The following is a 22774-nucleotide window of genomic DNA, read 5'->3' as shown; positions in this document are numbered from 1 at the left end:
CCGTCCGGTGCCGCGCCTCGCCGCACCGACCGTTCGAGCACAGACCGGACAATCAGCACGACGAAGGGGATCGACGATGGAACCGCACGAACCGCACAACCTCAATCCAGGGCCAGGCCCCGATCCGTCCCGGGTCGCCGTGGTGGTCGCCGGTGCCGGAGCGCGCGGAGCCTACGAGGCCGGCGTTCTGTCCGTCGCCGTTCCATTCCTGCGCGCGGGCGGCATCACACCGGATCTGTTCATCGGCACCAGCGCCGGAGCGATCAATGCGACGCTGTTCGCCGCCGGTGCCCACCTGCCAGCCGACGAGCAGGCCGCCGCCGCCCTCGCGGTCTGGCGGAGCGTGGACATCGACGACGTGTTCCGGCCACTGATGTACAGCGGACCCGCCACGATCGCACGCTGGGCCGGTCAGCTCTGCGGAATACCGGGGATTCGCCTGACGAGTCTGGTCGACACCACGCCACTGGCCCGGACCGCACACCGATTGGTCGACTGGCGACAGCTCGCAGCGAACCTCGACGACCGACGGACGTCGCTGGCGGTGGTGACTACCTCGGCCGCCAACAACCGGACGGTGGTCTTCGTCGATAGGAACGGTGCCGACCCGCTCCCGCTGCCGGACGCCAACCGCGCGATCGACTACCGCGATGTGCGTGTCACCGCCGAGCACGTCCGGGCCTCCGCCGCGATTCCGGCACTGTTCCCCGCGGTCGAGATATCCACCCCCAACGATGCGCGAGGCTGGTACGCGGACGGTGGGATCCGGCTCAACGCCCCACTCAAACCGGCGCTGTCCCTGGGCGCGCACAAGTTGGTCGTCGTCGCCACCCACCCGGCGGTCTACCCCCAAATGCCAAACACCGGCGAGGAGCCGGGACCACCGGATGTCGACGACATGGTCGTGCGGGTGCTCGATGCCGCTCTGGTCGATCGGATGGTCGAGGATCTGCGCACGCTCGGCAAGATCAACGAGCTCGTCGCCGATGGTCGCCGGACCGGCGCCGGCCGGCACCACCACTACGTCGATGTGCCCTACCTGTTCTTCGGCCCGGAGACGCGCGGTTGTCTCGGCGCCCTCGCCGCCGAGGCATTCGACGACCGGACCCGGTGGCCGGCCGGCGCATGGCGCATGCTTCGCAATCCGGACCTACTGCTCCTGGGTCGACTGCTCGGTGGCGACGGTGCCCGCCGCGGAGACCTCCTCAGCTACCTGCTCTTCGACCGCGGATTCATCAACGCCGCAATCTGTATGGGACAACGGGACGCACACCTGCTCCTGGCAGGCGCAGACCAACCACCCTGGCTCACCGGAGCGCCGAAGCACGTCCCGCCCCAGCGGATCTCCGTCCACGCCGCAATGCAGACGCACGGCGCAGGAATCGGCGCCGAGACCACCGACACTGCCTGATCGGATTCCCATCTGCTCGCACCGCCCTGTCTTCTACGCACCCCTGCGCATCTTCGACCGGCCCGACGAAACCGCCGACCGCACGGTCGTCACCCTCCACACCGGTCGACGCGACCCCGCGGCCAAACGGGTCACTGAGCCGTATCGACTGATCATCGGTCACACCGGATGGACCCTCGACGACGACTCGTCCCTCAGCGCGGATCAGCAAGGCCTACGGATCGTGAACGACGGCGGGAGCGGAAGTGGGCCGGAACGAACAGCCTCCCACCGTGCAAGGGACGCGACGGTGCTTGTGGACGGCGCTTCTGAGCGTGCACCTCACCCTGCCCGTACTCCCCCCACCCGCTGTTTCTGAAGAACTCCCTGCTCAGATCACTGGGGCCCTGCCGCACAGCGATTTACTTGACCTCTTGACTTGACCTGCTTGACCGAGGGTCATGGGGGCATGAGCACATCACTGAAGAAGGTCGTCGACGACCAGCTCACCGCCAGTGGGATGGCCGCGGAGCAACTCGACGACGTCGACGCCAAATACGTCGCCGCGGGCGTGAAGAACGTGCTCTCGAACCTCAAGGCCCGTCGCGCCTGTGAGAACCACATCGGCGCGATCTTGACCCACAAGCAGGCCGTCGACGCCACCGACTGGACGAAGCAGGCCCTCAGCCAAGCCGTCAGGGACTCCCGGGTTCTGCGTCTCGAGGCCGCCGACTGGACGATCGGCTACTGGTCGGGCGGATTGACCGACACCGCGCCGCACGTCCCGATCGTGGGAATCAAAGACGTCCTGAAGGCGTGGGCGTCCGCCGACGCCTTCAGGCCTGGACCATCGCCTCGTGGATGTCGAGTCCACAACCGGAATTCGACGACCGCACCCCGAGACAGGCCCTGCTCGACGGCGACACCGCCGAAGTCGTGACGCTAGCCCGGCAGGCAGCCGAACGGTTGGCTTCATAAGCGGTCCCCGAGTGACACAACACCTCGCCGTCCCGCCGTCCCCGGACACACTCCGGGGACGGTTCCCTGTGTGGACCGTGCCCGCCGGCACCCCCAGGAGCCTGAGTCCACCGCACGCCAGACCCCTAGAGCGTGTCGCGCCGCCGGACCCTCTAGGGTGGCGGTCCGAGAACCCAGAACATGAGGAAGCAGCAGGCATGGCCACCGACTACGACGCCCCGAGAGTCACCGAATCCGATGAGTCGACGGACGCGTCCCTCGAACAGCTGACCGCCAGCCGGAAGGACACCCAGTCCCCCGCTGTCGACGTCGAGGACACCGACACCGCCGAATCCTTCGAACTGCCCGGCGCCGACCTGTCCGGCGAAGAACTCACCGTCCGCGTCCTCCCCAAGCAGGCGGACGAATTCACCTGCACCAGTTGCTTCCTCGTCCATCACCGCAGCCGACTCGCGGACCCCGCGCAGCGGATCTGCCGGGACTGCGCCTAAAACGCCGGAGCAGCCGACGACTCGGACGTTTCCGATAGACACGGTGCGATCCTCCGGCGCCACCCCCCGAACGGAGGACCAACCTTCGCCGTCTCGCGCACACTCGATCTGCCGGTACGGCTGACCTGACCGCGTTCATTCAACTTTTCGGGCGCGCTGGCGATGAACGCGGTGGGGCGGGCGGGGCTCGAACCCGCGACCAACCGATGATGAGTCCACGGCTCTCACCGACTGAGCTACCGCCCCATCACCCGGCACTACCCCCACCATCGTGGGGCGTGGTGATGCTGCCTGCCACCCACCCCGCTGGCCGGTGGCCCCCGCCTGTGCCGGGAACAGCCTCAGATGCGGCCGAAGATCTGCCGCACGCCACCGTCCTCGTCGACCGCATACAGCGCCATCCCCAACAGATCGAGAACCCGCTGAGGCGCTCGCACCGCAGCCTCCACCGACCGCCGCTCGTCACGAACCACCAACGCAAACGACACCGCCTGATCCGGCTCGCTCGGCATCCGCCTCACCAGCTGCCCGATCGCGGTATCGACATCCAACCCCGGCTCGGCGGTCGACGCACCCTTGACCTCAGCGTAAAGCAGGTGGCCGTCCTTCTCGGCCACGATGTCGACGAAATCCACCTCGGTACGGACCACCCACCCCTGAGACGACAACCACCCCGCGAAGTCCCGGGCCACGCGAGCCTCATCACCTCTCATACCGGACACGGTAAGCCCGAAACATCAGTTCCGAACAACACCACAGCGCAAACACCTCCGGTGCCGCAATGCCACGACTGAGGCATCCCCGACAAATCATGCGGTGCGATCGACGTACCCCTTCGACCTCACCCGCGTCATTCATATAATCGACTGACTGCTAGCAAAATTCGTGCGCACGATGCCTGACGCCGCCCAGAACTTGCCACGAGGCGGCTGCCGCCGATCACTCTCCCCGGTGTCGGCCGGGCGTCCACACGACCGAACCCGAACCCGGGCCCGAGCTCGGGTCCGGGGCGGAGTGGTAGGAGCCCGGATCGATCGTCAGGTCTTCCGTGTCGGCGAAGACCAGCCGCCCGTCGTCGAGCGCGACCGCCCACCGATGCACCGGCGGCCACTCGTGCCCACCACCGCCGGGATCGGTCACCGCCGCATAATCCTCGACCACCTCACCGGTGAGATCGGCCCCGGCGCTCCTGCGGACCAGCACCCGGACACCGACCGTCAACTCCGGGCCACCGACCGGCCGATTGCCGCTGTTTCGGGCCATGTTGCTGCACCTCTTCTTCGCTCGGCGACACTCCCGAAATCGAGCATAAGCACCACCCGTCCTGGTCCGCGACCTGACCTGCACGAACACCATCCGCGATCGAGAACGCCGCCGAAGCAATAGACTGTCATGGGGCCGTCGGCGGCCACCCAAATACGGCAACACACGACCGACGTGCTGCGTTCGCGCGACAGCGATCGGACCGAGCAATGCGTCAACGTTTTCCTCGCCGAACGTCGCGTCCAACACGGCGACGACATTGCCACCGCGGCCGAGCGCAGCCAGCATCTGAACCAATCGTCAATCACCCGCACCAACCCAAACCGTTCGGGTGCAACAGATTTGGAGTCGCCGCATCGCCCTGGCCTCCAAACGGATCACTCTTTCTCGTCGACCAGCGGCTCTTGGACGCAACCCGCACCATCGACACCGCCACGGTTGCCATCACGACGGCCTTCGTCGGCGGCGCCCCGCTCAGCCAGACCTTGATCGTCCCGACCTGGCGTGCCATGGACCGGAGAAATTACTGCACCACTTCGCGGTCTACGGCCCCGTCACCGGAGCGACGGCATCCTTCGACCTCGCCGCCACAGTGCTGCGGGCCAGCACCGCCGAATCCACCGCCAAGAGTCATCGACCGGGGCGCCTCGCCTAGACCCTGGCGACGGAAGCAGGACTGCGTGCGTCTCGGTGCGAGGAAGCGCGAAGGCGCCACCCAAAATCTGGCAGATACTGTGGGGCAAGCCGCCAGTCGAAGCGACCGTAGCACCAGACAGGTACGCCCCATGAAGCAATTCGGCATCCGCAGGATCGCCGATTGGTGGGAAAGTGGATACGGCTTATGCGGGGATCAGGCTTTGATCTGGTTGTTTATTCGGCGAGCCTCCTCCCGCAAGATCGATACCAGACGAGGCTGTCGCTCTGGAGTCATTCGTGACGCCACGGCCGCGATACTCAGTGACAGCGTGGGTTCTCCCATTGCGTCCGGGACTACAACTGCTATGCCCCATGAGTCTTGGACGACCATGCCTTCGTTGAGGGCGAAACCGTTCTGCCGGGTCTCGTCGTACTTGTCGAGCAGGTAGGCGCGGGTGATTTGCGGGTATCTCCGTCGGATCTCAGCTTCGTTCGCGGCGATCAGCGATGCCGCGACGTTGCGAGGGACTGCAGCCAACAAGGCCAGTCCCGCAGCGCCGATACCAAGGGGGTGGCGGTCGCCGGCCTGCAGCACGTGGCTCCGAACTGGCCAGGCGCCTTCCTCACGGTGGAGGCACACGGAGTGTGTGCCACTTCGGACCGATACAAATGCGGAGTCTTCCGACAGCTTTGCTATCCGTACTACCGATTCATGGGTTTGCTGTTTGAGCCCGTGTCTGTGCTCCGCGGCTCTGCCGACGGTGTGACTTTGGGTGCCTAACCGGTACCGCTTGTCGTCGCCTTGTTCCACATACCCGGCGTTCACAAGTTCCGCTACCAGCCTGTGGACGGTCGGCCTGGTCAGGCCCGACTCGTCGGCCATTGCGGACAACGAGAGGCCGCCCGATCGATCCCAGGATGCCAGCAGGGAGAGTAAATCCAACGCGCGTCGGACGCTCTGCGATCCACGCAGGGCAGCGCCTCCCTGCTCCCCAGCTTCATCGAGTTCGTGATTTCGCAATATGAAACCCCCTACTAGTGACTTTCACTGTCAATATATGCACCATACGCCCTATAAATCCCGCGCGTAGCCGGGGCGCGGGGCCGCCATACCGTCGACATGAGTCCACATTGCGGAACTTCAACCTTGGGTTTTATGCGGCCTCCTTGACTCCGCGATTGTGAACCACTTCACTCGTCCTCAATGGCGAGTTGGAGCGCGGGAGCGTCCGGTTTACACGCTCCGTACACCACTTGGCGGTGCTGCTCGTCGCGCCAATCACCACCATGAGGAGACAGACCGTGATCTCACCGAGAGTGACCCAGACCCGTGTTTTCCACCGAGACCTCAAGAATCAATGGCCCTCGGTTGATCGAACCTTTGGCGAATACATTTGGGACACAGAGGGAAACAAGTACCTGGATGCGACGGCAGGCGGATCCGTTGTCGTCAATGTGGGTTACTCGGTGCCGCGCGTGCTCGCAGCAATGCAGGAGCAAGCCGCGCAGGCGTGCTTCTCCGCCGCTTTCACAAGTCAGCCCCAGGAAGAGCTCGGATTTCAGGTGACCCACTTTGCTCCTGGGGACCTGGACTACGTTCGGTTCACTTCGGGTGGGTCCGAGGCGAACGAGAGCGCGATCAAACTTGCTCGCAAGTACTTCGTCGAGGCGGGCAAGCCGGACAAGTGGAAGGTGATCGGACGTCACCGTGGTTTCCACGGCAACACTCTGGGCGCACTGTCGGCGACTGGGCATCGAGGGCGTCGCACCGAGTACGAGCCGCTCTTGGTGCCGTTCCCTCATGTCTCCGCCCCGTATCGGTACCGCTGCGAACAATGCGCAGCTGGCGAAACATGCACAAATCACCTAATGGCCGAGCTTGAGTCAGTGATCGCCAGTCAGGGCTCGAACTCGATCGCAGCGTTCATCGCCGAGCCCGTCGTCGGCGCCGCATCAATGGGCACAACGCCACCCCCGGACTACTGGCCGCGCCTACGCGAGGTTTGCGACAAACACGACATCCTGCTCATCGCCGACGAGGTCATGACAGGAATGGGCAGGACCGGACGCAACTTCGCTGTCGACCACTGGGGAGTTGTCCCGGACATGATCACCAGCGGGAAAGGAATCGGCAGCGGGTACACCCCCCTGGGCGCAGTGATTGCTCGTCGCAAGATCTGGGAGGCGGTGAGCGAGGGAACCGGGCAATGGGAGCACGGATTCACCTACGGAGGCAACCCTCTCTCGTGCGCAGTGGGGCTCGCTGTTCTGCGTTGCCTCCAAGATCAAGACCTGGTCCAGCAGGCGGCCACTAACGGTGACTACCTGAAGAAGAACCTGGTTGATCAGCTCGGTGAGCATCCACTCGTTGGCGAAATCGACGGTCTTGGAATGCACCTCGGAATCGAACTGGTCGCGGACCGCACGACCAAGCGCCCGTTTGCCAAGGAGGTGGCGATCTCCAAGCGTCTTGCGGCCGCGTGCCGCTCGCGCGGCGTTCTCGTCAACCCGACCTTCACCGACAACGGCGACGGACTGTCGGGCGATCGATTCGGTGTGACGCCGATATTCACCTTCACGAGAGCTCAGCTGGATCAGACCGTGGAGGCGATCCAGCTCTCTCTCGACGAAGTCCTCAACAACCTTTCAGCGAAAAACTAGAAGCCAGAGGTACCGTTCATGAAAAGCACGCGCCTGATCGCGGCCACGAGTATCTCGTCGCTGACCTTAGTCGTCGCAGGCTGCACGGACTCCACCACCACGGGCAGTGGCGAGTTCTCGGGCAAGACGGTCTGCGTCGATCAGTACGTTTCTGCAGCCCCCACCGAATCAATTGTGGAAGGGCTTCGCGAAGCCCTGGGCAACGCGACACGCAACGGACTCGAGCTGGAGGTGAAGAACCCTCAGGGGGACGCGGGAACGGAGGCGACCATCGTCCAGCAGTTCATCAGCTCGAGTTGTGATGTCCTCATCCCTGTAGGTACAGCCGCAGCACAATTGCATGCGAACGCGACCGACGAGATCCCCGTGGTGTTCGCTGGTTCGTCCACCCCGGTACAGGCCGGTCTCGTGGAGTCGACGAGCGCTCCGGGCGGGAATGTGACCGGCGTGTCCGACGCACTGCCGGTGACCGAGGAGATCGACGCCATGCTCGAGATCGATCCCTCGATAGCGAGCGTGGGTGTCGTCTGGAAGCTGGGCGACGCGTCCGGGGATTCCCAATCGCAAGATGCGAAACGCTACCTCGACAGCAAGGGGATTCGATCAGTCGACGCACAGGTCCAAAGCGCCGCTGACGTGACCCAGGCGGTGCGCTCTCTCCAAGGAAAAGCCGATGCTGTCCAGATCCCGGGAGATACGACGGTCATCGGCTCGGCCGGCGGCGTGGTCAAGGCTGCCAACGAGATCGAACTGCCCGTGTTTGGCGGCACCAGCGGCGCTGTCGAAGCGGGTGCTCTCCTCGCCGCCACATACGACTACAAGGAAGTCGGTAAAGAGGCGGGCAACCTCGCGCTCGCGATCCTCGCCGGTGCTGACCCGGCCACCACACCCGTCGTTCTGCCGCCAATCAGCGGGTACGCGGTCAATCTGTCAACGGCGAAGAGTTTGGGGCTGACGATCCCCGACTCGATCCTGCAAAAAGCCACCGAGAAGTACTGATCTGAGGACTTTAACCATGCTTGACATCATCCAAGTGGGAGCCCAGATAGGGCTTTTGTATGCACCGCTCGCTTTGGGCATCTACATCGCGATCGGCGTGATGAGCCTTCCAGACCTCACCCTCCAAGGGTCGTTCGGAATCGGTGGCGCTATTACCGCACAGTCCATAGTCTCGGGGCTCTCTCCGGTGCTCAGCCTGGCGCTTGGCGCCGTAGGCGGCGCACTCGCCGGACTGGCAACCGCGCTCTTGCATCTCCGGCTCAGGCTCAATGTGCTCATCGCCGGACTGGTGATGACAACCGCGGCATACTCGATCTGCCTGATCATTATGAACAGCGGAAACATCACCTTGCTCGGTCAGGACACGATATTCACCTGGGCCCACGATCTCGGCCTCTCGTCCTCGACCGCCTTGCTGCTCATGGGCCTTCTGATCACCGCCATGATCACTCTGGGCCTGAACTGGTTCCTCAAGACAGAGTACGGCCTGTCCCTGCGAGCAACGGGCGAAAACATCCAGACTGCACGCGGCCTCGGCATCCGAACCGAGCAGCGCCAGAAGGTCGGGCTCATGATCGCGAACGGTCTCGCCGGTGTCAGTGGCGGGCTGGTCGTGCAGCAGCAGGGATTCATGGATGTATCCATCCAGAATGGCATTATCGTCATCGGCCTTGCCGCCGTGATGATCGGACGAAGCATCGTGCACTCCAGTCGCGTGCTGCCCACCCTCATCAGCGTGGTCCTTGGAATCTTGGTCTACCGAATCGTCGTCTCCGCAGCGCTCGATCTGGGACTCAATGCCAACTACCTGCAAGCACTGGTCGCCCTGATCGTGATCGTGATCATTGCAGCCCGAGTCAATCTCCACCGCTTCAAGAAGGCGGGCAGTGGCTCGCGCAGGAGTCGGCAGGCCGAACAAAACCAATTCTACGAGGAGGACCGCGTTGCTAGTCTCATCTGAAATGCCTGACCTGGTCGTCGAGGGTTGTACGAAGAGATTTGTCGGAGCCGGCAAACAGATGGTCACTGCTGTGAACGATCTGTCACTCTCCGTCGACCGTGGTGTGGTTGTCGGCATCCTCGGTTCCAATGGCGCCGGCAAGTCAAGTCTGTTGTCCCTCATCGCTGGAACGTCGCTCCCCGAATGCGGAAAGATCTACGCGCGCGGAACGGACATCACCTATTCGCCGTCATGGAAGCGAGTCCACGTCGTCGCACGTGTGCGCCAGAATCCTGAGCACAACATGCTCTCGCCGCTGACCATCGAGGACAACTTTGCGCTCGCGGTCGCACGACGCGAAAGGCGCTTCCGTCTACGTCGTGCTGGTGGTGCGCAGATTCGTGCTAAGGCAGCCGAATTGCTCGAGCCGCTGGGAATGGGTCTGGAGAACAGGCTCTCCACGGTGACCGGCACCCTGTCAGGTGGTCAACGCCAAGCTGTGGCGATCACGATGGCCTCCATCGGGGACCCGGCCGTGCTCCTGCTCGACGAGCATTTAGCTGCGTTGGATCCGAACAGTGCTCGAAAAGTTAGTGACATCACCGAGGAACTGGTTCGGTCCAAGAACATCACCACGCTGATGGTCACCCACGACATGAATCACGCCCTCGAACGGGCGGACAGGTTGCTGATGATGCACGAGGGCCGCATCCTCTTGGATTTCGACAAGGAGAAGATGGTCGGCCTGACCCCGCGTGATCTCCACATGCAGTTTGCGAATCTCGCTGGCGAGTCCCTGCCGGACAGCACCCTCCTCAGCTAGCCGGCCGTGCCATCGAACGACAATCCGTCCGTGTGCTTGATATCGAAAGTCATCAGATGAAGACAGATAGCTTGCCAGTTCATCATCCGGTCGTTTCTGCAGTAGGACGCCCCAGGTCCGACATACGGAGTGCGGCGCTGACCCAGCTGCGGGACACCGTCGAGTTCCTCCAATTGGACGAAGGCACCCATAAAGTACTCGCTGAGCCGCGTCGATCTCTGATGGTGTCGGTTCCCCTACTGCGAGACGACGGTTCGTTGGAGGTCTACGAAGGATTTCGCGTACAGCACAATGCAGCGCGAGGACCCGCGAAGGGCGGGATCCGATTCCATCCCGAAGTAGACCTAGGCGAGGTCACGGCACTAGCGATGTGGATGTCGTGGAAATGCGCGGTCGTCGGTGTCCCGTACGGTGGCGCGAAAGGAGGAGTCCGGATCGACCCCTCCACGCTCAGTGCCGCGGAACGCGAACGGCTGACCCGACGTTTCACCAGCGAGATCCGGGCCTTCATTGGACCCGAGATCGACATCCCCGCACCAGATGTCGGCACCGATGAACAGACAATGGCGTGGATGATGGACACCTACTCACAGGTCGCCGGCTACTCGGTTCCTGGGGTGGTCACCGGCAAGCCGATCAGCATCGGCGGCACCTCCGGCCGGGCCGGCGCCACCTCACGCGGAGTCGCGATCGCGACCCTCGAGGCACTCGACAGCCACGGCATCAACCCGAACGGGCGAACGGTTGCCGTAGAAGGGTTCGGCAAGGTCGGCGCACTGGCCGCGCTCTACCTGCAAGAAGCGGGCATGAAGGTCGTTGCTGTGACCGACGTCGGCGGAGGCAGGTACTGCGCGCACGGGCTCGACATTGAGCTGCTCATCAGCGAGATGGCGTCCGACGCCGTCTCTGTCCGCGACAGCGAACAAGGTGATGAATTGAGGCGCGCCGAGTTACTGAGCCTGGATGTCGACGTCCTGGTACCGGCGGCGATGGAGGGAAGTATCAATGACTCCAACGTCGACATGGTCTCCGCAAGAGTCATCGTCGAAGGCGCTAACGGTCCCGTGACACCGGCAGCGGATCGCGTGCTCGAGGATTGCGGAACGCTCGTCATCCCCGACATCCTCGCCAACGCCGGTGGTGTGGTCGTCTCGTACCTGGAGTGGGTGCAGAACGTCCAGTCCTACTCGTGGAGCGACCTCGATGTGCAGCTCAAATTGTCGGACGTCATGCAAACGGCGTACAAGTCCGTGTTCGCCTTGAGCCAGTCTCGCTCGATCACCATGCGACGAGCGGCCCATGCCATCGGCGTCGGCCGGGTTGCGGAAGCCATGCAATGCCGTGGGAACTTCCCGTAGCCGCCCAGCCGATGAGCTCGCGGCGCCAGACCCCGGCGCGATCGATCGGGATGTCTAACAGACCATCACAGAATCGGAGCATTATGTATACACACCCATCGATCATCGGGTGGAACCACACGAAGTTCGGAAAACTCGATCTCGATCTGACGGAGTTGATCGGATCGGTCGTCCCCGATGCGCTCGTGCATGCACAAGTGGCAGCGGCCGACGTCGACGGCATCTTCGTCGGTGTCTACAACAATGGTTTCTCCCGGCAGGACTTTCCCAGTTCCCTCGTTTCGCTCGCCGTACCGGAGTTTCGCCACACCGCCTCGACACGAGTCGAAAACGCCTGTGCAACAGGCAGCGCAGCGGTCTACGCGGCGTGTGATTTCATCGAGTCGGGCCGAGGAGAGGTCGCCCTCGTCATCGGCGCCGAGAAGATGACCGGGGTGACGACCGCCGATGCCGGCGAGATCCTGCTGTCCGGATGCTACCGCCCGGAGGAATCTGATGTGACCGGCGGATTTGCCGGCGTTTTCGCGGGTATCGTCGACGCCTACTCCGAACGGTACGGAGACCCGCATCGGTCCATGGCGGCGATCGCGGCGAAGAACCATCGCAACGGTGTGACGAATCCGTTCGCTCAGATCCGCAAAGACCTCGGATTCGACTTCTGCAACGCGGTGTCGGACCACAATCCCTATGTCGCTGGGACTCTGCGACGTACGGACTGCTCACTGCTTTCGGATGGCGCGGCGGCTTTGGTCATCACCAGCGCCGACCGAGCGTCGAGTGCACCTCGTCGAATCGGATTTCGATCTCGGGTGCACGAGAACGACTTCCTTCCACTGTCGAAACGTGATCCCATCGAGTTCGCGGGCGGGCGCCGAGCCTGGAACCGGGCACTGGGGCAGTCGGGAACAGCATTGCTCGATCTCGACTTTATCGAGACGCACGATTGCTTCACGATCGCCGAACTGATCGAGTACGAGATGCTCGGATTGGCCGAGCCAGGACAGGGCCACCGCGTCGTCGAGGAAGGACTAGCCGTCGCCGACGGGAAGCTGCCCGTCAATCGGTCCGGCGGACTGAAAGCCAAGGGGCACCCGGTCGGCGCCACAGGCGTGTCTATGCATGCGATCGCTGCCATGCAGCTCGCCGGGGAGGCCGGAACCTTTCAGCTGCCCGTCGCCGACATCGGCGGTGTCTTCAACATGGGCGGTACAGCAGTCGCGAACTACGCGAGCATCTTGGAAAGATGGTAAGAGCGATGAACTCTTCTCGTATCGATAACACGATTGTCCGCCAACGGACTACGAACCTCGCGACCTTACTGACACAGACCGCCCGCCGGCTGCCGGAGAATCTAGCCATCGCCCGCGAGCAAGTAGGACGGACCTGGGCTCAGCTCGACCGTCGGGTGTCGGCACTGTCCGCAGCAATGAGCCAAAATGGGCTCGGATCGGGGTCGGTGGTGATGATCCACTCACCGAACTGTCTGGACTACTTGACGGTGATGTTCGCGACCTGGCGCGTCGGCGCCGTGATCGTTCCCACAAACTGCAAGCTACTTCCGGAAGATGTTGCGAGTCTGAGCGAGGTCGTCGCACCTGACCTTGTGATCTGTCACCAGAGCTACGGCGACCACGCGAACGCACTACAGGATTTCCCGATCTGGACGGTAGGTGACGACCCCGCATCCGCAACGGTGGACGCGACCCACGTCGCCGACCTCATCGACCGGCACTCGGGTGCAGCACACATCGAAGATGCACCGGTCTATGTCGGCACACCAGCCTGGTACTTCTTCACCTCGGGAACTAGTGGTCGACCCAAGGCCGCAGTGCTCAACCACGACCAAATGGCGTTCGTCATCACCAATCACATCTGCGATCTGATGCCCGATCTGACGGAATCGGACTCGACACTGGTGCTCGCGCCGCTCTCACACGGCGCCGGTGTCCACGTACTGACTCACGTCGCCCGCGGTGCATCAATCGTGCTCACTCCGCGCGACACACTGGACGTCGTCGAGGCGTGGGAATTGATCGGAGAGTTCAGAGTCTCAACGCTGTTCACCGTGCCCACGATCCTCAACAAACTCGTGCAGGCCCACGTACCCGGCGAAACGCAATCCGACAGCCTGCGCTACGTCATCTATGCCGGCGCACCGATTGCGTCGAACGCCCAACATGAGGCCCTCGCGGTCCTCGGCGAGGTGCTGGTCCAGTACTACGGCCTATGTGAAGTCACCGGCAACATCACAGTGCTGCCACCGCATCTGCACGGACGAACTCCGACCCACGACGGTATCGGGACCGCCGGATATGTGCGGACTGGCATGTCCATCAGCATCCAGGACGACGACGGGCGGGAACAACCCACGGGCCAGCGAGGCGAGATCTGTGTCTGTGGACCAGCCGTCTTCTCTGGCTACCTGGACAACGACCTCGCCAACCAGCGAGCATTTCGGAACGGGTGGTTCCGCACCGGTGACATCGGCTACCAGGATGAGTCCGGCTTGCTCTACATCACCGGCCGCGCATCCGACATGTTCATTTCGGGTGGCTCGAACATCGATCCCCGGGAAGTGGAGGAGAAGATCCTCAAACATCCCGACGTCGACCAGGTCGGGGTCGTCGGTGCCCCCGATCCAGTCTGGGGTGAGGTCGGATACGCGCTATGCGTACTCCGCCCGGACTCAACGGCAACGAGCGATGACCTGATGGCATGGTGCAGAACGAACATGGTGCGGTACAAGGTCCCCAAGCTCATCGAAGTAGTCGCCGCCTTGCCCACCTCAGCGTATGGCAAGGTGACGACCCGACTGCTCAAGGAAGAACTCCTCCGTTCCGGACTGTGGCCGGGCATGCAGGTCACCTGAGCACACGAGGCGGCGTGCGACAACTATTTTCACGGTCAGAAGGGCCAACGGGCACGCGGCAGCATATCCCTCGCTGCGGCGAAGATGTCGACAGTTCCGAAGGCATCCCGACGCCCGATTCGATGTGTGAATATCCCATGAACTCTCGTCAGTACCGTCAGTACCGTCAATGGCGCCAGGGGCGTCACGCCGCATGGATCAAAGCCCAACGCAAACGCAAACATCCTGACACCGAGGCCGACCTCATCATCGAGTTCCCCATCATGTGGGCACCATACGGTGGCGCTCCCGCGGAGGAAATCCTCGTCCGCTTCGGACTCACAACACGCCGGTTCATCGAGCGATTGTGGCAGGTCATCCCTGAATCAACCTGTGCCCAAGATGAGCTACTCAGTCTGGCAAGCACATACCCGCGCTCCCGGTTGCGCGAACGGTTCCGGCCGTCAGACTAGCTACCCACGCTGAATTAGCAATCGACGGTGACGTCCGGACCTTGGCCGGATCTTTGCAACACGCCCGAACGCGTGCGGGGGTCCTTGGAGAAACCGTCACCTAGCGGATTCACTGTCTTCGCACCAAGCACCGCGCAACTGTCCGACTGAGAAGCTCGTTACAAAGGTGAACAGGAGTGAAATTCCCGAGCAGCCGTGGATCACTGCCCAAGAACTGTACGACCAGGGCTATACGGTCGATGGAGCACGTCAGCTCTTCGGGGAGCCAAGGACAGGCCCCGACGGAACCCTCGGTTGGGAAGTGGATTGGATCGACCGCGCAGAAGGAAGGGCCCTCATCCCTGTACTGCCCTTCCTTATCGAACGTCTGCGGGGACATTCCGAGGTGGGAGAGGCTGCTGGCGAGCTGGTCAGGCTCTACGAGGAGCGCCATCGTAGAGCAGGAAGTGATGGTGCACCCGATCCGCTCCATCATCATGAAATCTCCGAAGATGAGCTGGTAGAGCTGGGAAATGACCGCGACGCCCTCAATGCGATCTACGGGTCGCCGCACCGTTGGACACAAGAGCCTGTGCTCGAGGGCAATCCGGTTCCGTTCACGTCGCAGGAACGAAGCCGGTTCGGGGATGGCGCGCGATTGGTCGGAAGGCGGAATCTCCGGTGGTGGCTCAAGAGTGCAGTGAGCGAAGTGACGAACAAGCAGAGCGAGAACGCCAGACTAGAGAGCTACAACCGCCATCATTCCGATCCGCCAACGTGAGCGTCTCGGGGCGGGTAGCTCTGGCCATGAAGCGCGGATCACGAATCCACGCTATGCCCAGTCCGTGTCGCAGCTCAGAACGGACGGGTATCAGTGGGCGTCCTGGTACGCCTGCTCGACCTCGGCGGGAAAGCGCCCGCGCGAGGAGATTTCGTAGCCCTGTTCGACCGCCCAGGCGCGGATCTCCTTGCCGTTCCCGCGTCGCCGCGGTGGGGCGTCTGCGGCCACAAGACGATCCGAGCGTCGTTTGCGGCCACCGACCCGGGTGGCGTGCTCGATGAAGAATCCGATCTGCTTGTGAAACTTGCTGGCGTTCTTGTCTTTCAGATCGATTTCGCAGTCCACCCCGTTGACGGAAAAGGTGATGTTCTCCCCGTCCTCACCGAAGACGGTTCCGTCGATGTCGTCGACGAGTTCGACAACTACCTTGCGCGCCACAGTTCCCCGATCTCTCACGTCTCGATACCGCAGGCAGAACCCTACTGGCGGCCGCAGCCGATTGACCGACCCCGGGGACGTGTCATTTCCGCAGGTCACCTGCCGGCTGTACGGCGCGAGAGCAGCGGGGCTGGTTCTATCGGGTGTGCACCCGGGTGTCCCCCAGGGGCCGAGCGCGAAGTAGATGGGCGGCGGACACAGTGCGATGGAGGGCAAGAAGGTGGGCACCTCCGGCCCCCACACGGTGATGGTGTTGACGGGATAGACCAGATTGGTAAACGGGACGCACACCAGTTCCAATTGGTGGGTATTCACCGATCCGGGTGCACAGGTCGACATGGCACCGACCGCGACGAACTGTATGTCGCACCCACTCGGAGCTGGGGCGGCGTGTGCGTGCGCCGCGGTCAGGGACAGGGCGGCGGCTGCGGTGGACGCGACGGCGGCGAGGCGCAGAAACGAAAGACATGGGTCCTCCGGTGGTGCGGGGCCCGACCCACCGCCCATTCTCGCAGGTCAGGTGCCGGTGCCGCGGCCCATCCGACGAATCCGCTCACGGCGGGCATGTTTGGCGAGCAGGTGTTTCCGATTGTTCGGGGCGCGGAACATCTCGTCGAGCATCCGGTTCTCGATGTTGTGATGGAAGCGGAGGATGCGTGTGGCCGCCAGATGCACCAACTCCTGGCGGTTCGAGCCGAGCCGTTCGGCGAAGGCGTCGAGGTGCGCGAGGAGTTCGTCGTCGAGGGCGACGTCGACCCGGGCTGTGCGTGGCGGGGTGGCGACGCGGCGTGCCTGCGCGAGAGCCTTAGCGGCCGCCGGGTTCTCGATGAGTCTGCGGATCCCAACGCGGAGCAGCGCGGACATCCGGCGGGGACCGTACTCGTCCGCCAGCTCCTCGAGGCGGCGTTTGGTGTCCTCGTCGAACCGGAAGACGTGCCGGCGGCCGAACGGGTTCCCCTGCGGACTCGGTGCTCGCGTGGGCGCGTGGGCCGGTTGGTCGGCGGCCGCGGTCTGCCGGCGGCGGGTGTTCCGGGCGAGGAGCTTGGCCCGGTTGGCGTCCCCACGGTAGATCTCCTCGGTCACCGCCTTCTCGAGGTCCCGCGGGTTCGCCAGAAGCTGGCGGGCGGCCAACCGCATCAGTTCGGCGCGGTCGGAGTCGAGCCGTTCGGCAAGGTTGTCGAGTTGCTGGCGCAGGTCGTCGTCGAAGTGCACGTTCGTGCGCGGGCCGAGGGTTTCCGGGGTCAGGTCACGGGCGGCGGCGATCGTGGCCAGGTCGGCGGCGAGGTCTCCGGGGTCGTCGAGGAGTCGGCGTACCGCGACCCGGATCGCTGCGGCGGTGCAGGCGTCGCCGTTGCGGCCGATCAGCCGGTCGAGCCGGACCAGCGTGGAGCGGTTGAGGTACACGCGGGTGCGGCAGGTCAGATCGGTGCGGGCGTCTTCGCGGAGCACCGGGTGCCGGAACCGTCCTGCCGCGGTGAGGAAGCGGTGCAATGCGACGCGGACGATCGCGCTCCGGTCGGTGTGAACTCGTGGGCGAGTTGGTTGAGGCGAGTGCTGGTGGCGGGGTCGAGGTCGAGCGGTCTCTCCGCCCAGGGGATGCGGCGGGCGTCGGCGGATGCCCGGCGAGCCTGGGCCAGGGCCTCCGGCACCCGGTCGGGGTCGGACAGCAGTCGTCGCGCGGCGACCCGCACCAGCGCCCCGAAGCGGCGCGGGCCGATGCCGGCGGCCAACTCCTCGAGGCGTTGTTTGGTGGTCGGATCGAACCGCAGCGGGATCGGATCCCCCACCGGTACGCGGCCCATGTTTGTCTCGCTCATCACCGGCCATTGTTCCGGTACGTCCGGGGGCCTCGATTCGCACCCCATGGCACTCGCCGCCGCCGCAATCGGTCACTGCGTCGCGGCGAGCCGGTGTCTGCGAAATACAGTGCGCCCCAGCACCTGTGGACGCTGCGGGTCGCGGGAGTGCGAATGCTTCAGGAGAGGTTGAGCGGTGTGTACGGGGTCGGGGGCGGCGGGGTGTACTGGCTGACCGGGACGCCGCCGATGGTGCCGAACTGGTCGAGGTCCATGCGGAACACGATTCCGCGCTCGGGATCCCACTCGTAGGTGCCGAAGCCGTTCTCGGTGTGCTGCGGCACCACGGTGTCTGTGGGCTCGGCCTGGTTGTCGATGCTGCTCTGCGCGTCCTCCGCCATGCTCCACACGTTTACAACGTCGCGTTGTTAGGTTGCAAGTCGCCGGAGCTCCCGTCGGGTCGGGGAAATGTGATCCACATTGTGGAGTCAGGAGACGGGTTCGAGCAGGTGGGGGCCGTTGTTGCGCGGGGAATTCACCGCGGTACTGACCTCGTAGGTCTGCAGGACCGGGTCGGGCACCGACGCCAACAGGGCTTGGACGTCGTCTTTGTCGGTGAGGGTCGGGTCGAGCCAGTGCTCCTGGAACGTCTCCGGCAGCACCACCGGGCAGCGGTCATGGATCCGTCCGAGCGCATCGGTGGCCGGCCGGGTCAGGATCGTCGCCGTCCACAACCAGGCATTCGGGTCGTCCTCCGACAGCTCACGGTCGCGCCACAGCTCGTACAGGCCGGCCATCGCGAGCACCCCGTCGCCGTGCAGGAAATGTGGGATCTTCTTGCCGTCGCGTTTCTCCCACTCGAAGTAGCCGTCGGCGGGCAACAGGCACCGCCGTTTCGAGGCCGCGGCCCGAAACGACGGGCGCTCGGTCACGGACTCCGAGCGTGCGTTGATCAGGCGGCCGAGCTTGGCTTCCTTCGACCATGAGGGCACCAATCCCCAGGTCAGCGTCCTGATTTGTTTCATCGGGGCCGCGTCCGGCTCGTCCCGGGGCGCCCGTTCGAGGACCGCCCGGATCTGCTGGGTCGGGGCGATGTTGTAGGACGGGCGCAGCTCGTCACCGACGACCTCGACGTGGAAGATCGAGCGCAGTTCCTTGTCCGTGGTGGTACTGGCGTAGCGGCCGCACACGTTCATCCCTCCTGGTCACATCTTCTGCCCTGATCTAACACGCCATGACCGACGCGAGCGCGGCGACCGGCGCACTAGCCTCGGGGGTGGGTCGGGGCCAACCTGCCGAAGGAACGTGCCATGGTCTGCGATCCGGGGCGCTTCTCCCCCTTCCATATGCCCTGGCTGTGGCCGTTCTGGGGTGTCCTGTTCCCGGTGCGACGGGGTACCTCTACATTCCTGCCGACGCAACGATGATCGAACTCAAGGACCTTCGCCTGGAGCCGACGGGAGGCTAGTCATGAAGATCTCGGAGTGGATGTTGATGTATGGAGGCGAATTCGGATATTGGTATTGGGGCATCCCAGCATTGTTCGGATCATGACCTACTCCCGCCAACCCCGGGAGGTGGCCGCCGTTCCGACCCGGCGCCCGCACGGGCCGGAATATCACCCGGCACCCGGTCGTTGAAGAGGCTGACGGTGGCGGGACATACCCCGGGTACCACACCAGAAAAGTCGCTGCGAGCGACCACTTGCCGAGAGGCGATATGACCGACACCGTCTTCCTGACCGGGTAAGACCTGCATTGCGCAGCGTTCCTGGGAAGGAAACGAAGCCGCTGTCACCGGGGAAGGCGACAGCGGCTTCCCTTCGCGCGCACCACGCGCTACCTGAAGCCCATCCATTCCCGAAAGCCCGGAATGGGGACGTACCACACCGAGTCCCCCCGCAACCACCACACGAACTCCTGCAGCGACATCATTACTCCTCCTCCTCAGCTGACGGCGTCTCTACGATTCGGGCACGAAGACTGGCGGTAATGGCGGTATTCCAAACCTGAAGTATTCCTGGGCGATTACCGACAGGTTTTCGAGGACTTCGGGGCGGTCCGCGTTCGCCCAGATACCCCACTCGCGAGTGACCCGGTGAGCGCCCCGGCGATGGGAATGTCACCGGACGGGGTTAACGGCACGAGTGCTGGTCAGCGAGTTTCAGTCAGGGGCCGGCTATCGGGGTGCCGGTGAGCGTTCGGCTTGCGGGATTCGTGAGGGGCTGGCCCGCGGACGGGGATGATGGGGAAATGAGTACCCGCGGAACCGTGCGAAGTTGGGACCGTCAATCGAGATCGGGTGTCATAGATTCGTCCCAGACCCCGGGTGGCTGTTGGCTACCCTCCACCGCAATCGAGAGGAAAGACGCCTTCGAACTCAGTGTTGGCGATCTGATCGACTTCGAGTGGAAGCAATCCGCCGCAGAAGCTCCGAAAGACTTGCGGTACCAAGCGACAAAGGCGTGGCCTCAACCACCGGTGCCGCGAAAGCCTAGGTACCGACTTAACCTCAATGCCGACGATGACACCGACGCACCTACTCATTTCGTCGAGCTTTGCCGAGTTCGACAAGTACAGCTCACTCATGTGGACGATCGAGGACACCACGGACGAGATCCCGGCGTGGACGATCGGACTCAATGTGGTCCAGGCCCGGACCGACGGTGCGGACATTCCAAGCGGATTCGGATTCAGCCTCCCTTACGAGACAGACGTTGCGACCGCGACGGCCGAGATTGCCGAGGCAGTTCAGGACTGGCTCTCGGGATACGAGTTCGTCCTGTGGCCGATAAGCAAGCCGCAGCCCGCTGCTGCTTCTCAAACCTGACGTCCGGGATGGAAACGCCGTCTGGATCGACCGCACCGACGACTCCGTGACTTGTCTGATCGGTGAGCTCTGCCCGACGCGTGCCTCGGCTCCAGGCAACACAGTCGTAGGCAGCGTTCCAGAACCGGACAACGCCCCGTGAGGTCATTTACGATAAAGCAGGAGTCCGCGCCGGTCAGCGATCCGCTTCCGGAACGAGCGTCCGGCTGCCGCAGGATATGCGCTGGTGCCGATCTCGTCCCGATGCAGGTTCCGCATACGGTGCCGGACCAGTGCGATCAGTTCCGGCTATCGTGAACTCTATTCGGGTCGGTAGGGCGGTGGACGCATGTAGAGATGTGGCGGCGGCGCTCGCCGCCGCCACATCAATTGCCTTGCGTGCCTTCGCCCGGGTTCTGACTAGGTGCGGATTGAGGTCGTGGCCGCGGCGGTGTGCTCGGCGAGGCACGCTCGTCGGTGGGCGGTGCTCAGGCTGGCGCATGCTGTGCAGATGGCGGGGCTGCCGGTGGCGCTGGGGTCGCGGTCCATCTCCACCGCGATATAGCTGTGCTCGCAGACGTGGCACTTGATTCGCGCTTCCCAGATGTCGGCGACTTCGTCGCGGGGGTCATCTGTTCGACGCAGAAGTACGCTCTTCGTCTGCAGGGTGAACGCTGATGCGTAGGCGGCGGCGACCACGAAGGTGGTGGGTGTCGACCAGGTCGCGCCGACACTGCCGCCGAACTGATAGAGGACGATGCCCATGATCGCGCTGGCGAACCAGATCCACGCGCCGGCGCTAAAGCTGGCCAGCCGGCCGGGTCGGAATTCGGGCAGGCCGTGTCGGTCGCCGGCCCGGCTGAGGAAGATGTGCACGAGAAGGATGGCGACCCAGGCGGCGATGAAGGCACCTTGCCAGGCGAGGGCGACCAGTAGGTAGCTGAGCACATCTGTGAGCATGAACAGGTAGGTGATGGCACCGCAGATCAGGACAGCCGCGACGCGGGGCAGGCGGATGCGGAACAGCCGGGTCCAGAGGCCTTCGAGGTTGGTGGAGGCCTCGTAGAAGTTGGCGGTGTTGATGCGGGCCTGGGTGACCCAGACCAGGAGCAGACCCCATCCGCCGAGAACAGCGATCATGGTGTCGACGATGGCGGTGGAGGATACTTCGCCGGACAGGCCGGCGGCGTAGGCGATGTAGATCCCGATCAGTCCGTTGGCGAGGTAGACGAAGAGGTAGAACACCGGGCCGAAGATGACGATGCCATTGGTGCGGGAGTCCTGGGGCTTGCCGAATCGGGCGAAGTCCATGGTGAACATCATCAGCACCAGCACGCCGAGGTAGACGAAGAACGCGTAGAGCCATCCCGGAGCGGAGAGCGGGATCGAGGTTTCGGGTGCATGAGCGAGCCAGCCGGCGGTGTCGTTGCCCCGGGCGATGAGAACGACGACGAGGATCAATCCAGCCCAGTAGATGGGCAGCAGGATGGCGTTGTACTTGTCCATCCAGCGGCGAATACTGCCCATCACCAAGGGCAGGTTCATCGCCACGGCAATCGCGTACCAGATCCTGATGTCGAAGAACCCGATGGACGCGTGGAATGCGTGGGCGATCATCGAGCTCTCGAAGACCGCGTAATAGATGGAGGTGGCCGCGAGAATCAGCGGAGCCACGATCGATCCGGACGCACCGAAGAGCCGTTGAGAGATCAGCGCGACGGTGAGGCCGGTCTTGGTGGAGTATCGGGAGATGATCGACCCGAACAGACCGAACACCGCGCAGGCGAGAACGATGCCGATCACGGTGTTCGTGGTGCCCACGACGGCCGCGAGGGTCGCCGCGGTGACCAGGTAGAACATGCCGCTGACCAGGGAGTACCAGGACATCGACAGGGATTTCTTGCTGCTCCGCCAGGACAGCGGCACAACGTGGGTTGTGTAGTCCTCGGTCGCGGCGTCCTTCACGACCTGCGGGTCGTCGGTGAGACTGACCTCGAGTGGCGCCAAATTCCGGCCTACAGCCAGCATTGCAAATCCTTCCAAGCAGCAACCGGGAGTTCAGACGCTGAACGGCACGACATGGACCATGCACGTCTCGCACCCGGGTTTGAG

General features: G+C 63.7%; 21 protein-coding genes and 1 tRNA gene. 12 read left to right on the top strand and 10 right to left on the bottom strand.

Going from position 1 to position 22774, the window contains the following annotated elements; translation table 11 throughout:
- The first annotated feature begins 76 nt into the window (after nucleotides 1–76).
- From OYT95_RS41625 to OYT95_RS41615, 3 genes are all read left to right on the top strand, one after another.
- Nucleotides 77–1411: a patatin-like phospholipase family protein gene (locus OYT95_RS41625; protein ID WP_268792436.1), complete on the top strand. Its 1335-nt coding sequence runs from the start codon at nucleotides 77–79 to the stop codon at nucleotides 1409–1411.
- Between the two features lie 448 nt (nucleotides 1412–1859).
- Entirely contained in the window at nucleotides 1860–2330 is a 471-nt protein-coding gene (locus OYT95_RS41620) for a hypothetical protein (protein ID WP_268792435.1), read from the top strand.
- Between the two features lie 235 nt (nucleotides 2331–2565).
- Nucleotides 2566–2859 (top strand): DUF4193 domain-containing protein, encoded by a 294-nt coding sequence (locus tag OYT95_RS41615; RefSeq protein ID WP_268792434.1) that lies wholly within the window; start codon nucleotides 2566–2568, stop codon nucleotides 2857–2859.
- 172 nt (nucleotides 2860–3031) lie between these two features.
- On the opposite strand, the gene OYT95_RS41610 is transcribed toward OYT95_RS41615, so the two are convergent.
- The 4 genes from OYT95_RS41610 to OYT95_RS44925 form a co-directional block, all read right to left on the bottom strand.
- A tRNA-Ile gene (locus tag OYT95_RS41610) sits at nucleotides 3032–3105 on the bottom strand.
- A 95-nt stretch (nucleotides 3106–3200) separates the two neighbouring features.
- Nucleotides 3201–3551 carry a hypothetical protein gene (locus OYT95_RS41605; RefSeq protein ID WP_268793292.1) on the bottom strand — a complete coding sequence of 117 codons (351 nt, stop codon included), beginning with the start codon at nucleotides 3549–3551 and terminating at the stop codon, nucleotides 3201–3203.
- 247 nt (nucleotides 3552–3798) lie between these two features.
- On the bottom strand, nucleotides 3799–4122 hold the full coding sequence (locus OYT95_RS41600) for a hypothetical protein (RefSeq protein WP_268792433.1): 324 nt from the start codon (nucleotides 4120–4122) through the stop codon (nucleotides 3799–3801).
- Between the two features lie 850 nt (nucleotides 4123–4972).
- On the bottom strand, nucleotides 4973–5779 hold the full coding sequence (locus tag OYT95_RS44925; protein WP_442972585.1) for an IclR family transcriptional regulator: 807 nt from the start codon (nucleotides 5777–5779) through the stop codon (nucleotides 4973–4975).
- Nucleotides 5780–6018: 239 nt separating this feature from the next.
- Here OYT95_RS44925 and OYT95_RS41585 point away from each other — a divergent pair, with 239 nt between their 5' ends.
- The 8 genes from OYT95_RS41585 (at nucleotide 6019) to OYT95_RS41545 (ending at nucleotide 15620) form a co-directional block, all read left to right on the top strand.
- Nucleotides 6019–7419, top strand: coding sequence for an aminotransferase family protein (locus OYT95_RS41585; protein WP_268792432.1), 1401 nt, complete (start codon nucleotides 6019–6021; stop codon nucleotides 7417–7419).
- 18 nt (nucleotides 7420–7437) lie between these two features.
- Nucleotides 7438–8418: an ABC transporter substrate-binding protein gene (locus OYT95_RS41580; protein ID WP_268792431.1), complete on the top strand. Its 981-nt coding sequence runs from the start codon at nucleotides 7438–7440 to the stop codon at nucleotides 8416–8418.
- A gap of 16 nt (nucleotides 8419–8434) precedes the next feature.
- Nucleotides 8435–9379 carry an ABC transporter permease gene (locus OYT95_RS41575; RefSeq protein ID WP_268792430.1) on the top strand — a complete coding sequence of 315 codons (945 nt, stop codon included), beginning with the start codon at nucleotides 8435–8437 and terminating at the stop codon, nucleotides 9377–9379.
- 1 nt (nucleotide 9380) lies between these two features.
- Nucleotides 9381–10181, top strand: a complete 801-nt coding sequence (locus tag OYT95_RS41570) for an ABC transporter ATP-binding protein (protein ID WP_095869738.1) — start codon at nucleotides 9381–9383, stop codon at nucleotides 10179–10181.
- A 56-nt stretch (nucleotides 10182–10237) separates the two neighbouring features.
- Nucleotides 10238–11539: a Glu/Leu/Phe/Val family dehydrogenase gene (locus OYT95_RS41565; protein WP_442972584.1), complete on the top strand. Its 1302-nt coding sequence runs from the start codon at nucleotides 10238–10240 to the stop codon at nucleotides 11537–11539.
- An 83-nt stretch (nucleotides 11540–11622) separates the two neighbouring features.
- On the top strand, nucleotides 11623–12789 hold the full coding sequence (locus OYT95_RS41560; RefSeq protein ID WP_268792429.1) for an acetyl-CoA acetyltransferase: 1167 nt from the start codon (nucleotides 11623–11625) through the stop codon (nucleotides 12787–12789).
- Nucleotides 12783–14408, top strand: a complete 1626-nt coding sequence (locus OYT95_RS41555; protein ID WP_268792428.1) for an AMP-binding protein — start codon at nucleotides 12783–12785, stop codon at nucleotides 14406–14408. The genes OYT95_RS41560 and OYT95_RS41555 overlap by 7 nt, the downstream gene beginning before the upstream one ends.
- A 618-nt stretch (nucleotides 14409–15026) precedes the next feature.
- A complete protein-coding gene (locus tag OYT95_RS41545) occupies nucleotides 15027–15620 on the top strand; it encodes a hypothetical protein (RefSeq protein WP_268792426.1) in 594 nt (197 codons plus the stop codon).
- A 90-nt stretch (nucleotides 15621–15710) separates the two neighbouring features.
- Here OYT95_RS41545 and OYT95_RS41540 read toward each other — a convergent pair whose 3' ends face one another.
- The 5 genes from OYT95_RS41540 to OYT95_RS41520 form a co-directional block, all read right to left on the bottom strand.
- Nucleotides 15711–16058: a histone-like nucleoid-structuring protein Lsr2 gene (locus OYT95_RS41540; protein WP_268792425.1), complete on the bottom strand. Its 348-nt coding sequence runs from the start codon at nucleotides 16056–16058 to the stop codon at nucleotides 15711–15713.
- A gap of 516 nt (nucleotides 16059–16574) precedes the next feature.
- Nucleotides 16575–17507 carry a CopG family transcriptional regulator gene (locus OYT95_RS41535; protein WP_268792424.1) on the bottom strand — a complete coding sequence of 311 codons (933 nt, stop codon included), beginning with the start codon at nucleotides 17505–17507 and terminating at the stop codon, nucleotides 16575–16577.
- Nucleotides 17477–17875, bottom strand: a complete 399-nt coding sequence (locus OYT95_RS41530) for a hypothetical protein (RefSeq protein ID WP_268792423.1) — start codon at nucleotides 17873–17875, stop codon at nucleotides 17477–17479. Before OYT95_RS41530 ends, OYT95_RS41535 begins: the two co-directional genes overlap by 31 nt.
- Before the next feature lie 158 nt (nucleotides 17876–18033).
- Nucleotides 18034–18255 (bottom strand): hypothetical protein, encoded by a 222-nt coding sequence (locus tag OYT95_RS41525; RefSeq protein WP_268792422.1) that lies wholly within the window; start codon nucleotides 18253–18255, stop codon nucleotides 18034–18036.
- A gap of 87 nt (nucleotides 18256–18342) precedes the next feature.
- Nucleotides 18343–19044, bottom strand: coding sequence for an SOS response-associated peptidase (locus tag OYT95_RS41520; RefSeq protein WP_268793289.1), 702 nt, complete (start codon nucleotides 19042–19044; stop codon nucleotides 18343–18345).
- Nucleotides 19045–20377: 1333 nt separating this feature from the next.
- Here OYT95_RS41520 and OYT95_RS41515 point away from each other — a divergent pair.
- Nucleotides 20378–20683, top strand: a complete 306-nt coding sequence (locus OYT95_RS41515; protein ID WP_268792421.1) for a hypothetical protein — start codon at nucleotides 20378–20380, stop codon at nucleotides 20681–20683.
- 399 nt (nucleotides 20684–21082) lie between these two features.
- Here OYT95_RS41515 and OYT95_RS41510 read toward each other — a convergent pair whose 3' ends face one another.
- Nucleotides 21083–22690, bottom strand: a complete 1608-nt coding sequence (locus OYT95_RS41510; RefSeq protein ID WP_268792420.1) for a purine-cytosine permease family protein — start codon at nucleotides 22688–22690, stop codon at nucleotides 21083–21085.
- Between the last annotated feature and the right edge of the window lie 84 nt (nucleotides 22691–22774).

Source organism: Rhodococcus sp. JS3073 (genome assembly GCF_026810085.1).
GTDB classification, from domain to species: Bacteria; Actinomycetota; Actinomycetes; order Mycobacteriales; family Mycobacteriaceae; genus Rhodococcus_F; species Rhodococcus_F wratislaviensis.
Note: the sequence above shows the minus strand (reverse complement) of the source record. Positions and strands in the feature narration are given on the sequence as shown.

What these genes read in the sequence shown, in the direction of transcription:
- OYT95_RS41620 (WP_268792435.1), top strand. Translation starts at nt 1,860, where the DNA reads ATGAGCACATCACTGAAGAAGGTCGTCGACGACCAGCTCACCGCCAGT.
- OYT95_RS41625 (WP_268792436.1), top strand. Translation starts at nt 77, where the DNA reads ATGGAACCGCACGAACCGCACAACCTCAATCCAGGGCCAGGCCCCGAT.
- OYT95_RS41580 (WP_268792431.1), top strand. Translation starts at nt 7,438, where the DNA reads ATGAAAAGCACGCGCCTGATCGCGGCCACGAGTATCTCGTCGCTGACC.
- OYT95_RS41575 (WP_268792430.1), top strand. Translation starts at nt 8,435, where the DNA reads ATGCTTGACATCATCCAAGTGGGAGCCCAGATAGGGCTTTTGTATGCA.
- OYT95_RS41515 (WP_268792421.1), top strand. Translation starts at nt 20,378, where the DNA reads ATGACACCGACGCACCTACTCATTTCGTCGAGCTTTGCCGAGTTCGAC.
- OYT95_RS41530 (WP_268792423.1), bottom strand. Translation starts at nt 17,875, where the DNA reads ATGAGCGAGACAAACATGGGCCGCGTACCGGTGGGGGATCCGATCCCG.
- OYT95_RS41615 (WP_268792434.1), top strand. Translation starts at nt 2,566, where the DNA reads ATGGCCACCGACTACGACGCCCCGAGAGTCACCGAATCCGATGAGTCG.
- OYT95_RS41570 (WP_095869738.1), top strand. Translation starts at nt 9,381, where the DNA reads ATGCCTGACCTGGTCGTCGAGGGTTGTACGAAGAGATTTGTCGGAGCC.
- OYT95_RS41525 (WP_268792422.1), bottom strand. Translation starts at nt 18,255, where the DNA reads ATGGCGGAGGACGCGCAGAGCAGCATCGACAACCAGGCCGAGCCCACA.
- OYT95_RS41600 (WP_268792433.1), bottom strand. Translation starts at nt 4,122, where the DNA reads ATGGCCCGAAACAGCGGCAATCGGCCGGTCGGTGGCCCGGAGTTGACG.
- OYT95_RS41560 (WP_268792429.1), top strand. Translation starts at nt 11,623, where the DNA reads ATGTATACACACCCATCGATCATCGGGTGGAACCACACGAAGTTCGGA.
- OYT95_RS41565 (WP_442972584.1), top strand. Translation starts at nt 10,238, where the DNA reads ATGAAGACAGATAGCTTGCCAGTTCATCATCCGGTCGTTTCTGCAGTA.
- OYT95_RS41510 (WP_268792420.1), bottom strand. Translation starts at nt 22,690, where the DNA reads ATGCTGGCTGTAGGCCGGAATTTGGCGCCACTCGAGGTCAGTCTCACC.
- OYT95_RS41555 (WP_268792428.1), top strand. Translation starts at nt 12,783, where the DNA reads ATGGTAAGAGCGATGAACTCTTCTCGTATCGATAACACGATTGTCCGC.